Annotated in this window: 12 protein-coding genes and 1 pseudogene; 11 read left to right on the forward strand and 2 right to left on the reverse strand. The window is 67.0% G+C overall.

The annotated features are described in order from the left end of the window. Window positions 1–183 (reverse strand): annotated as a pseudogene (locus Q0326_RS05715) (efflux transporter periplasmic adaptor subunit); the annotation flags it as partial. Window positions 184–580: 397 nt separating this feature from the next. Between Q0326_RS05715 and Q0326_RS05720 the strand changes: the two are divergent. From Q0326_RS05720 to Q0326_RS05770, 11 genes are all read left to right on the forward strand, one after another. After that, complete coding sequence (locus tag Q0326_RS05720; protein WP_298688048.1) at window positions 581–2122, forward strand: MDR family MFS transporter; 1542 nt, start codon at window positions 581–583, stop codon at window positions 2120–2122. 68 nt (window positions 2123–2190) lie between these two features. Then, window positions 2191–3240, forward strand: coding sequence for a 4-hydroxyphenylpyruvate dioxygenase (gene hppD / locus Q0326_RS05725; protein ID WP_298688050.1), 1050 nt, complete (start codon window positions 2191–2193; stop codon window positions 3238–3240). Between the two features lie 99 nt (window positions 3241–3339). Continuing rightward, the gene (gene hmgA, locus Q0326_RS05730) at window positions 3340–4629 is read left to right on the forward strand and encodes a homogentisate 1,2-dioxygenase (protein ID WP_298688052.1); all 1290 of its coding nucleotides are present in this window, start codon (window positions 3340–3342) and stop codon (window positions 4627–4629) included. Continuing rightward, window positions 4626–4982 (forward strand): Rieske (2Fe-2S) protein, encoded by a 357-nt coding sequence (locus Q0326_RS05735; RefSeq protein WP_298688054.1) that lies wholly within the window; start codon window positions 4626–4628, stop codon window positions 4980–4982. Before hmgA ends, Q0326_RS05735 begins: the two co-directional genes overlap by 4 nt. 40 nt (window positions 4983–5022) lie before the next feature. Continuing rightward, the gene (locus Q0326_RS05740) at window positions 5023–6243 is read left to right on the forward strand and encodes an NAD(P)/FAD-dependent oxidoreductase (RefSeq protein WP_298688056.1); all 1221 of its coding nucleotides are present in this window, start codon (window positions 5023–5025) and stop codon (window positions 6241–6243) included. Beyond that, entirely contained in the window at window positions 6240–7643 is a 1404-nt protein-coding gene (locus Q0326_RS05745) for a glycoside hydrolase family 47 protein (RefSeq protein ID WP_298688058.1), read from the forward strand. Before Q0326_RS05740 ends, Q0326_RS05745 begins: the two co-directional genes overlap by 4 nt. An 88-nt stretch (window positions 7644–7731) precedes the next feature. After that, window positions 7732–8106, forward strand: coding sequence for a response regulator (locus Q0326_RS05750; protein WP_298688060.1), 375 nt, complete (start codon window positions 7732–7734; stop codon window positions 8104–8106). 123 nt (window positions 8107–8229) lie between these two features. Beyond that, the gene (locus Q0326_RS05755) at window positions 8230–8865 is read left to right on the forward strand and encodes a hypothetical protein (RefSeq protein ID WP_298688062.1); all 636 of its coding nucleotides are present in this window, start codon (window positions 8230–8232) and stop codon (window positions 8863–8865) included. Between the two features lie 88 nt (window positions 8866–8953). Continuing rightward, window positions 8954–9160, forward strand: coding sequence for a cold-shock protein (locus Q0326_RS05760; RefSeq protein ID WP_298688064.1), 207 nt, complete (start codon window positions 8954–8956; stop codon window positions 9158–9160). 6 nt (window positions 9161–9166) lie between these two features. Further along, complete coding sequence (infA, locus tag Q0326_RS05765) at window positions 9167–9430, forward strand: translation initiation factor IF-1 (RefSeq protein ID WP_298688066.1); 264 nt, start codon at window positions 9167–9169, stop codon at window positions 9428–9430. 49 nt (window positions 9431–9479) lie between these two features. Further along, window positions 9480–9617, forward strand: a complete 138-nt coding sequence (locus Q0326_RS05770) for a hypothetical protein (RefSeq protein WP_298688068.1) — start codon at window positions 9480–9482, stop codon at window positions 9615–9617. Between the two features lie 56 nt (window positions 9618–9673). On the opposite strand, the gene Q0326_RS05775 is transcribed toward Q0326_RS05770, so the two are convergent. Continuing rightward, entirely contained in the window at window positions 9674–11962 is a 2289-nt protein-coding gene (locus Q0326_RS05775; protein ID WP_298688070.1) for an FdhF/YdeP family oxidoreductase, read from the reverse strand. Window position 11963 lies beyond the last annotated feature (1 nt).

Genomic DNA, 11963 nt, shown 5'->3' on the forward strand with positions numbered 1-11963 from the left:
CGCCTTGGCGACGCCGACCGTGGTCGGCTGCGCCGCGCCGCCGGGGCCGCCGGGGCCACCACCGCCAGGGCCCCCGCCGCCGCCACGATGTCGACCACCGCCGCCCTGCCCGCCGCCGCTCTGCGAGGCGGCATGATGCGACAGCCAGATCGCGAGCAACACCAGCAACAGCAGGCCGATCAATCCGCCGACCCAAGAGATCAGGCGCGACCGGCCACCGAAGTGGCGGGGCTCGTCGTGGATCCAGGTAGAAGACGCCGGCTCGGGCGATGCGGACGGGGAGCCCGCGGGAGGAGTCAGATCGTCTTCGTGCATGATGGTCCCGCTATCGATACGCGCCCCGTAACCGCGTTCAGATACAAGGTTATGTCAACGGTGCAACGCTCTCATACTTAGGTCACGACCGGGCGTCTTCGCTCGGCTTTATTCCCGCGAGCGGTTTCCAAACCGGCGTCACGCGCCTATCTGGCGATCATCCCGGTGACCCCGCGACAAGATGGGCAGCCGATCGAGGGGACGTCGTCCGCCCACGAAAGCCGTTTATGTCGTCGTCCCCGTCCCTTAGCTCCGCCGCCACGCCATGCTGAGGCCGCGCCGCCGCGGTCTCGCCTCGGTCAACGCCGAGGTGCGCGACGGCATCGTGCCTGCCGCGGGATCGATGGCGAAGACGCAGGACGAAGGCCCCGAAGCTTCCGGTCCCAACTACCGCATCGTCGCGCTGATCATCGCCTGCGCTTTGCTGATGGAGAATCTCGACGCGACGGTGCTCGCCACCGCCTTGCCGACGATGGCGCGCGATTTCGGCGTGCGCGCGCCGGCGATGAGCATCGCGCTCACCTCCTATCTGCTCGCGCTGGCGATCTTCATCCCGGCGTCGGGCACGATGGCGGACAGGTTCGGATCGCGCACCGTGTTCCAGGCGGCGATCGCGCTGTTCATGGGCGGGTCGCTGGTCAGCGCGCAGGCGCCGACGCTCGAATGGATCGTCGCGGCGCGCTTCGTCCAGGGCATTGGCGGCGCGATGATGATCCCGGTCGGGCGCCTCGTGCTGCTACGTTCGGTCGCCAAGAAGGACATGGTGTCGGCGATGTCGTGGCTGATCATGCCCGCGCTGATCGGCCCGATCCTGGGCCCGCCGCTCGGCGGCTATATCGTCACCTATCTCGATTGGCGCTGGATCTTCTACGTCAACTTGCCGGTCGGCTTGCTCGGTTTCGTGCTCGTCGGGCGCTTCATCGCCAATCTGCGCGAGGAGCATCCGCACCCCTTCGATCCGGCGGGCTTCGTGCTGAGCGGCATATCGCTCGGCTGCCTGCTGTTCGGCTGCGAGATGACCAGCCGCGCGGGTAGCGGCGGGCTCGCGGTCGCGCTGATCGTCGTCGGGGCCGCGGTCGGCGCGCTCTACGTTCGCCATGCCCGCCGGCGGACCGATCCGATCATCGACCTCAGCCTGCTCCGCGACGATAATTTCCGGCTCTCGATGATCGCGGGCTCGCTGACCCGGATCACGCAGGGCTCGCTGCCCTTCCTGCTGCCGCTGATGATGCAGTTGGGCTTCGGCTTGAGCGCCGCGCAGAGCGGCACGATCACCGTCGGCCCGGCGGTCGGCTCGCTGCTGATGAAGGGGGTGGCACCCCGCCTGCTGCGTCGCATCGGCTTCCGCACCGCGATGATCTGGGCGGGCCTGCTCGGCTGCGGGGGCTATGCGATTTGTGGGCTGTTCCGCCCCGACTGGCCGCTGCCCGCGATCGTCGCGGTACTCACCCTATGCGGCTTCGTCTTCTCGATGCAGTTCACCGCCTATAACGCGATCGCCTATGACGGCATCGACAAGCGGCAGATGTCGGCGGCGACGAGCTTCTACTCCACCGTCCAGCAACTGATGCTGTCGCTGGGCATCTGCATCGCGGCGAGCGCGCTGCATCTCTCGATGCTCGTCCACCATGTCGCCAAGCCGAACATGGTCGACTTCACCGCGGCCTTCTGGATCGTCACCGCCATCTCGGCGCTGGCGACGGTCTGGAACCTCCGCTTCGCGCGCGATGCCGGGGAGGAGATCAGCGGCAGGGCGCCCGCGGCGTCGGTCGCGCGCCGGACCGAAGAGGCCGCCGAAAGCGTTTGAACGCTTTGACAGGGCGGGTAGCGCGCCCTATCTGGTAACATCTGTTACTTGATCGAAAGGCCCTCCGCATGGCGCAGGATGACATCAATCCACTCGGGCTCGACGGCTTCGCCTTTTGCGAATTCACCTCGCCCGATCCCGCGGCGATGGCGGCACAGTTCGAGCAGCTCGGCTTCGTCGCCGCGGCACGCGTCTCCGGGCGGGGGCTGACGCTCTATCGGCAGGGCCGCATTGCGCTGATCCTCAATGCCGGTGCGGGGCAGGCCGCGGACTTCCGCGCCGCGCACGGTCCGTCGGCCAACGGCATGGCGTTTCGCGTTGCCGACGCGTCTGCCGCCCATGCCCACGCGCTCGCCAGCGGTGCGACCGATGTCGACACCGCTGACAGCGCGCTGCCTGACAGCAAGGCGATCGTGGGGATCGGCGGGTCGCTGCTGTACCTCGTCGACACCGATCCGTTCGCCGATTGGGAGCCGGTGCCCGGCTGGGAGCAGGCAGCGGCCGAGAATAATGTCGGGCTCGACCTGCTCGATCACCTGACCCACAACGTCAAGCGCGGGCAGATGCGCGTTTGGTCCGAATTCTACGGCAAGCTGTTCGGTTTCGAGGAACAGAAATACTTCGATATCAAGGGCAAGGCGACCGGCCTGTTCAGCCAGGCGATGATCGCGCCCGACAAGGCGATCCGCATCCCCTTGAACGAGAGCCAGGACGACAAGAGCCAGATCGAGGAGTTCCTGCGCGACTATAATGGCGAGGGCATCCAGCATCTCGCGCTGACCACCGACGACATCTTCGCGACCGTCGAGAAATTGCGCGCGCACGGCGTCCGCCTGCAGGACACGATCGAGACCTATTACGAGCTCGTCGACAAGCGCGTGCCCGGCCATGGCGAGGACCTCGAGCGGCTGCGGAAGAACCGCATCCTGATCGACGGCGATGTCGGCGACGAGGGCCTGCTGCTGCAGATCTTCACCGAGAATCTGTTCGGGCCGATCTTCTTCGAGATCATTCAGCGCAAGGGCAATGAGGGCTTCGGCAACGGCAATTTCCAGGCGCTGTACGAGTCGATCGAGCTTGACCAGATCCGCCGCGGCGTGATCACGGTGGACGCTTGAAAAAAGCCGTTCGTTCCGAGCGACGTCGGGGTACGGGCCGCCGGCGCGGCGTCTGAAGCACGTCCCTCGACTTCGCTCGGGACGAACGGGATCTGAACGATGGTCGATTATCTCTCCGGCTTCGCCAACCATTTCGCCAGCGAAGCCGTTGCCGGCGCGCTCCCCGTCGGCCGCAACTCGCCGCAGCACGTCCCCTTCGGCCTCTATGCCGAGCAGCTGTCCGGCACCGCCTTCACCGCGCCGCGCGCGGAGAACCGCCGGTCGTGGCTCTACCGCCTGCGCCCGACCGCCAATCACGGCGCCTTCGAACGCTATGCCACCGACACGCTGATCCGTTCGGCGCCCTTCGACGAGGTGCCGCCCTCCCCCAACCGGCTGCGCTGGGATCCGCTACCGATCCCCGACACCGCGATCGATTTTGTCGACGGGCTGGTCACCTATGGCGGCAATGGCGACGTTGCGACCGGCACCGGCTGCGCGATCCATATGTACGCCGCGACCCGCTCGATGGCGCACCGCGTCTTCTTCTCGGCCGACGGCGAGCTGCTGATCGTGCCCCAGCAGGGCGCGCTCCGCCTCGTCACCGAATTCGGCATCATCGACGTCGCGCCGCTCCAGATCGCGCTGATCCCGCGCGGTGTCCGCTTCCGTGTCGAACTGCACGACGGCGCGGCGCGCGGCTATGTCTGCGAGAATTACGGCGCGCTGCTGCGGCTGCCCGATCTCGGGCCGATCGGCGCCAACGGCCTCGCCAACCCCCGCGACTTCGAGACACCTGTTGCCGCCTATGAGGATGTCGACGAGCCCACCGAGGTGATCCAGAAGTTCCAGGGCGCGCTGTGGCGCGTGACGCTCGACCATTCGCCGCTCGACGTCGTCGCCTGGCACGGCAATCTCGCGCCTTGCCGCTACGATCTGCGCCGCTTCAACACGATCAATACGGTGAGCTTCGACCACCCCGACCCCTCGATCTTCACCGTGCTGACTGCACCAAGCGATACGCCCGGCACCGCCAACATCGATTTCGTCATCTTCCCGCCGCGCTGGATGGTCGCCGAGGGGACGTTCCGGCCACCCTGGTTCCACCGCAATGTGATGAGCGAATATATGGGGCTGATCGAGGGCGCCTATGACGCCAAGGAGGGTGGCTTCGCGCCCGGCGGGGGCTCGCTGCACAACCAGATGAACGGCCATGGCCCCGATCGCGCGAGCTACGACAAGGCGGTCGCCGCAGCCCTCGCGCCGCAGAAGATAGAGGCGACGATGGCGTTCATGTTCGAGACGCGCCACGTCATCCGCCCGACCCGCTGGGCGGTCGAGACCCCGCTCTGCCAGCCCGACTATGATGAGGCCTGGGCCGGCTTCGCCAAGGCGCAGCTGCCGACGTGAGCGATCGCCTGCACGCGACCCCGGCCGGCGTCACGCTTTGCTTGCTCGACGAGGTCGCCGACGGCGGCGCACGCAACTTCGTCCTGCAGATGCGCGCCGGCCGCTTCCACGGCTTCGTTGTGCGGTCCGGCGACACCGCGATCGGCTATGTCGATCGCTGCCCGCACGCCGGCGTGCCTCTCGCCAAGACGCTCGACGACTATCTCACCCCCGACGCCCGCCTGATCGCGTGCAGCTGGCATGGTGCGCTGTTCGAGATCGCCAGCGGGCGGTGCGTCGGTGGACCCTGCGTCGGTCAGGCGTTGACCGCTTGGCCGGTCGCGGTAGAGGACGGGCGGATCGTCACCGCCTGAGCGGCGCTCATCCGGCGAGCGGGAGAAGGTTCTGACCAGCGTGTTCGATATCGTGATCGTCGGCGCGGGTGCAGCCGGCATCGGCGCGGCGCGGCGGATCGCCGGAACCGGGCGCAGTGTCGTGGTGATCGAGGCCGGCACGCATGTCGGCGGCCGCGCGCATAGCGTCGACGTGGCGGGGATGGCGCTCGATCTTGGCTGCGGCTGGCTCCATTCGGGCGAGCGCAACCCATGGACCGCGATCGCCGACGCGAGCGGCTTCACCGTCGACCGGTCGGAGTCTGCCTGGCGCGAGCAATATCGCGACCTCGGCTTCGCGCCGGCCGACCGGAAGGCGGCGTCGGCCGCGTGGGAGACCTTCCAGCACCGACTCGAGACCGATCCGCCGGCCAGCGACTGCGCCGCCGACGCGCTGGAAGTTGGCAATCCCTGGAACGGCTATGCCGAGGCGCTGAGCGGCTACATCAATGGGGCCGGGCTCGCGCGCCTCTCGGTCGCCGACTATCTCGCCTATGATGCCGCCGCGAGCGAGACCAATTGGCGCGTACGCGAAGGCTATGGCACGCTCGTCGCCGCCAGCCTGCCGCCGGTGCCGCTCCATCTTGCCACGCCGGTGACCGCGATCGACCATCGGGGCTCGACCGTGCGCCTCGACACCCGCGCCGGCACGATCGCAGCACGCGCCGCGATCGTCACCGTTTCGACCGCGATGCTCGCCAAGGGCGCGATCCGCTTCGCCCCCGCTATCGACGACCATCTTCATGCCGCGGCCAACCTGCCGCTTGGGCTTGCCGACAAGCTGTTCTTCGGCCTCGGCCATGGCCACGGGCTTGAACCCGAAAAGCATCTGATCGGCAATCCGCGCACCGCCGAGACCGGCAGCTATTATCTGATGCCCTTCGGTCGCCCGCTCGTCGAAGGCTTTTTCGGCGGCGCGGGCGCGGCGATGCTCGAACGCGAGGGGCTCGCGGGTGCCTTCGCCTTCGCGATCGAAGAGCTTGCCGCACTGCTCGGCAGCGCGATCCGCGCCAGGCTGCGACCGATCGCGGGATCGGCCTGGTGCCGCACCGATCATGTCGGCGGCTCCTACAGCCACGCGCTGCCCGGCCACGCCGCTGCCCGCGCAATGCTTTGCCGTCCGATCGACGATCGGTTGTTCTTCGCGGGCGAGGCGACGCATGCCACCGACTTCTCGACCGCGCACGGCGCCTATGAAAGCGGCGTCCGGGCCGCGGACCAGGCCTTGGAGGCATTGCGATGACCGATCTTAGGCTTGGACGGCGTGCGCTGCTCGGCGGCGCGGTCGCGATCGGCGCGGCGCCGGCGCTCGCGCGCACGGGCGACGACACCGACTGGCACGCGCTCGCCAAGGACGTCCGCGCCGAGATGCAATGGGCCTGGAGCCACTACCGTGCGCACGCCTTCGGGCTCGATCAGATCCGCCCGATCAGCGGCGGCGCGGATCGCTTCCCGCTCAAGACACAGCATGTCGGCCTGACGCTGATCGAGGCGATGGACACGCTGTGGGTGATGGGCCTCGACGCCGAGTTCGCCGCCGCACTCGCCTGGACGCGTACCCATCTCGATTTCGCGATCGACGGCGAGGTCTCGGTGTTCGAGACCTCGATCCGGATCGTCGGCGGTCTGCTTTCGGCGCATCACGCCTGCGGCGCCCCGCATCTGCTCGCCAAAGCGCGCGACATGGCCGACCGGCTGCTGCCCGCCTTCGCGACGCCGACCGGCCTGCCCTACCGCTTCGTCAACCTCAAGACGGGTGCGGTGCGCGACCCGGCGACCAATCCCGCCGAGATCGGCACCTTCCTGCCCGAATGGGGCACGCTCAGCCGGCTCGCCGGCGATCCGCGCTACCACGACACCGCCAAGCGCGCCGTCGTCGCGCTGTTCGAGCGACGCTCGAAGATCGATCTGCTCGCCGACACGATCGACGCCGTCTCCGGCCGCTGGCTCGGCCGCCGCGCCAGCGTCGGCTCGGGCGCCGACAGCTATTATGAATATCTGTGGGACGGCTGGCAGCTGCTCGGCGACGCCGACTGCAAGCGGATGTACGACGTCTGCACGCGTGCGATCCTGCATTATCAGCAGGACCGTCGCGGCGGACAGCTCTGGTTCGCCGACGTCGATTTCGAGACCGGCGCGCGGCTGTCCACCGAGCAGGACGAACTCGCCGCCTTCTACGGCGGACTGCTCGCGCAGGGCGGTGCACGGGCGACGGGCGCCGCCTATACGCGCGCCTGGGTGAGCGTGCAGGACCGCTTCGGCATCCTCCCCGAGGGCTATGACTATGCCACGGGCGCGCCGACGCAGGTCACCAATGCGCTGCGTCCCGAACTCGCCGACGCTGCGTTCAATCATTGGCTGCTCGATCACGATGTGGCGTGGCGCATCGTCGGACGCGACCATTTCCTTGCGATGAAACGCTGGAACCGCGCACCCTTCGGCTATGCCGACATCGCCGACGTTACGACACGGCCGATGCGGCAGGCCGATCATTGTCCCGCCTATTGGTGGTCGGAGCAGATGAAATATTATTATCTGCTGTTCTCGGACACGCCGCGGTTCGATTATCAGACTAATTATCTGTCGACGGAGGGCAATGTGTTGCTTGGTTTTAGACCGGCCGACGGGTCAAGTTTGAACTAATAATCTGGATCAATATCGGCCGTCGCGGCGTTGGTTTCGGAAGAGGTCGTCTCCCTCGCGTACTCACCGCAGGCGTATTGATCGGACCATGGGCCAAGCCATCGAAACCACCGCAAAGATCGTGCTCATCGTCGAGGATGAGCCGATCATCCGGCTGATGGCGATCTCGCTGGCGGAGGATGAGGGCTTCACCGTCTACGACGCGCAGGATGCCGACGAGGCGATCGCCATCCTCGAGGATCATCCGGAGATCCGCATCGTCTTCACCGACATCCATATGGCCGGCACGATGGACGGATTGCAGCTCGCGGCCTTCGCGCACGACCGCTGGCCGCCGCTGCGCTTCCTGATCGTCTCCGGTGAGTTGCGCCCGGCAAGTCACGAAATGCCAGCCGGCGCCTGTTTCTTCTCCAAGCCCTATGATAGCGCGGCGATCGGGCGAGCCCTGCACAGCCTGCTGTAGGCGCCGCGACCGTGCAGGTGGCCCACACTTGCGCAAAGGCGCAAATCCATAGAGATCGCGGGTCCCTCGGGCCCGGGCAGCCATAGATCCTCGTCCACATCCGAGCGGATAGGCGGAAGGCATTTGCACATTACCACGTCTGCGCTCGGCATCGAACTGGCGCACGCGACGCTGCGCGCTGCGGCGCTGTTCCTCGGCGCCGACGACCTGAGCCCGCGACGATCCGTGGCGCCGAACAAGGTCGTCGGCAACGGCCTGCGGGAGCTCGACCGTTTCCTCAGCATCCTGATCGACGAGGTGGCGGTGCAGGCGAGCCGCGACGCCGCCACGCTCGACCGGCTCCGCTCGCGGCGCAACACCGCCAACAAGCTGCGCATGCTCCAGGCGATGCTCGGCCGCCGCCATCATCCCGATCATCGCCGACTGCGCGCGCTCGGCCGCTCGCGCGACTGCCTCTTCTATTGCGACGGCCGCGTCCGCCGTGCCGACGTGCGGAGCGGACAGATGATGACCGCGGGCTGGCCCTCGCACGCCGCGGCGGATGCCGGCGACCTGATGACCACCCCGCTCGGCGGCCGACTTGCGGTGCGGCGCGGCGACATCGACGACGTCTGCCGTTTCTACGCGCGCGTCGCGGACGAGCTGCTCGCGGTCGCGGGCGCGCTGCGGGCCGATCGGCCACGGCACCGCGCCCCGGTTGTATTTCGGCGCCAGACCGCGCATATAGGCTTGGCTAACGTCGCCTGCGACGGATTCTGACGCCCGAGCGGCATTCTGATCCCTTTCTCGCTTCCTGGCCCTGCAGGCACCGGCCTGCGGGTTACAAGGCCGCGAAAGGACCTTCTCCATGCCCACCGGCACCGTCAAATTCTTCAATATCGACAAGGGCTATGGTTTCATTGCCGCCGAAGATGGCTCGGGCGACAGCTTCGTGCACATCACCGCGGTCGAGCGCGCCGGCATGGCGACGCTCAACAAGGACCAGCGCGTCAGCTACGACCTTGAGGCCGACCGCAGCGGCAAGATGTCCGCGGTCAATCTCCAGGCGGCCTGATCGCATATGGCCAAGGAAGAACCCATGACCTTCGAGGGCCGGATCGACGAGATCCTGCCCGACGGTCGCTTCCGCGTCTGTCTCGACAATGATCACAAGATCATCGCCTATACGGCGGGGCGGATGCGGCGCGGCCGGATCCGGTCGGTCGTCGGCGATGCGGTCCGCGTCGAGATGACACCCTATGATCTCGACAAGGGCCGGATCGTCTATCGCGAGCGCACCCCCGGCGCGCCGGGCACGCCCTTCGCGCGCAACAAGCGGCGCTAGCGCCCATTCAAACTACCATCACCCGGCGCTGCCGGGCTCAAGGATATCAATGTTCGTTCAATCGCTGAATAAGTTCGTTTCTTCACACCACACCGACTCCCGTCCGGCCCGCGCTGCCTTGGCAGCGCCCACCTTCCCGCTATCGCGCAGCGACTGGCAGCGGATCGTCGCCGAGATGCTCGACTAGGCAAAACACGTATCGGGCCGGAGTATCCTCCGGCCCGATCGCCTGTCCGGCCACCGTCATGCCCTGATCCGCACCGGCACCGACTTCGCGGCCGGGACATGGCTCTCCTCGGCATAATGCTCGACCGACATCAGCACGTTGCACTCCGGATAATAGGCACCCAGGCACCCTTCGGGGATGCTGTAGGGCATAACAATCAGCCCTTCACGCGCACGCGTCTTGCCGTCCTCGGCATCGCTTTCGAGCGCGACGATCTGGCCCTCGTTCAGGCCCGCCCTGGCGATGTCCTTCTCGTTCATGAACAGCACGTCGCGCGTGTTCTTGACGCCACGGAAGCGGTCGTAATAGCCGTAGATCGTGGTGTTGAACTGGTCGTTCGAGCGCAGCGTCATCAGCCGGTAGCGCCCCTCCGCATCGTCGAATCCGGTCGCCGACAGCCCCGTCGGCGCCAGAAACTCGGCCTTGCCGCTCTTGGTCAGCCAGACGCGCTCGGTGGCCTTATTGCCCTTCCAGAAACCGCCGGGCTGGAACAGCCGCTGGTTGAAGTCCTTGAACGGCTCGGGATACGTCGCCTCGATCGCATCTCGGATCTTGCTATAGTCCGCCACCCAGGCTTCCCAGTCGAGCTTGGGATTGGGCGCCAGCAACCGCGAGGCGAGCCCCGCCACGATCGCCGGCTCGGAGAGCAGATGCGGACTCGCCGGCTCGGCCTTGCCGCGCGAGCCGTGGATGCAGCTGGTCGAATCCTCCATCGACACGGCTTGCGGGCCCGAGGTCTGATCGTCGCGCTCGATCCGGCCGAGGCAGGGCAGCAGATAGGTGACCGCACCCGGGAAGAGATGGTTGCGATTGAGCTTGGTCGCGATCTGCACCGACAGCGTCAACCGCGGCCACGCCTCCTCCATCGCCGCCGTCTCTGGCACCGCGCGCAGGAAATTGCCGCCGAGGGCGACGAACGCTTTCACTTTTCCGTCGATGACGCCGCGGCAGCTCTCGACCGTGTCGAGCCCTTTTTCGCGTGGCGCGGTGAAGCCGTATTGCGCTTCGATCTTGTCAACCGGGACGAGTTCGGTCTTCTCGGTAATGCCGACGGTGCGCTGGCCCTGCACGTTGGAATGGCCGCGCACCGGCGTCGGCCCCGCCCCTGGCTTGCCGATGTTGCCGCGCATCAGCAGCAGGTTGACGATCATGCGGACGTTCTCGACGCCCTTGACGTGCTGGGTCAGCCCCATGCCGTAGATCGCCATCACCGCCTTCGCCTTGGCGTAGAGTTTGGCGGACTCGGTGATCTCGTCGCGTCCGAGCCCGGACTCGCGCTCGATATCGTCCCATGTCGCGGCGCGCACCGCGGCAAGGAAGTCATCGAAGCCCTTGGTGTGCTCGGCGATGAAGGCATGGTCGAGCACGCGCTCGGTGCCGGCCGTCTCGGCCGCGTCGTCCCAATCAACGAGGCATTTGGCGATGCCCATCATCGCGCCGAGATCGCCGCCCGCCTTGACCTGATGATATTGCGTCGAGATGCGCGTCTCGCTGCGCGTCGCCATCTCGAACGGGCTCTGCGGATCGGTGAAGCGCTCGAGCCCGCGCTCGCGAAGCGGGTTGAAGGTCACGATCTCGACGCCGCGCTTGCGGCACGAACGCAGGTCGTGGAGCATCCGCGGGGCGTTCGACCCGACATTCTGCCCGAAGAACAGGATCATGTCGCACTGCTCGAAATCCTCGAGCCGCGTCGTGCCGACCGGCACGCCGATCGCGCTCTTGAGGCCGACCGAAGTCGATTCGTGGCACATGTTCGAGCTGTCGGGAAGATTCTGGTTGCCGTACATCCGCGCCATCAGCCCGTACATGTACGACGCCTCGAGGCTGGTCCGCCCCGACGAATAGAAAACGACCGACTTGGGATCGAGCGGCTTCAGCTCGCTGGCGATCTCGCGGAACGCGTCCGCCCAGGAGCAGGCGAGATACTTGTCGCTCGCCGGGTCGTAGCGGAGCGGATGGGTCAGCCGGCCGTGCTGTTCGAGATCATAGTCCTTCCAGCCGCGCAGTTCGGTCAGCGTGTGCTCGGCGAAAAATTCGGGCGTGGTGCGATAGGTGGTGAGCTCCCAGGCGGTCGCCTTCGCGCCCTCCTCGCAGAATTCGGCCGGGTGATGCTTGGCCGGCTTGGGCCAGGCGCAGCTCACGCACATGAAGCCGTCCGGCTTGTTCTGCCGGCCGAGCTCGCGATAGGCCTCGGCAGACATCTTCTCGCGCGGCAGGATGTCGGCGAGCGAGCGCACGGATCCCCAGCCCCCGGCGGGGCCCGTATAGGGCGTGAGGTCGGGCGCGTCGGATCGTTGTTTGGCCATG

Origin of the sequence: uncultured Sphingomonas sp. (assembly GCF_937859915.1) — a bacterium.
Taxonomy (GTDB): domain Bacteria; phylum Pseudomonadota; class Alphaproteobacteria; order Sphingomonadales; family Sphingomonadaceae; genus Solisphingomonas.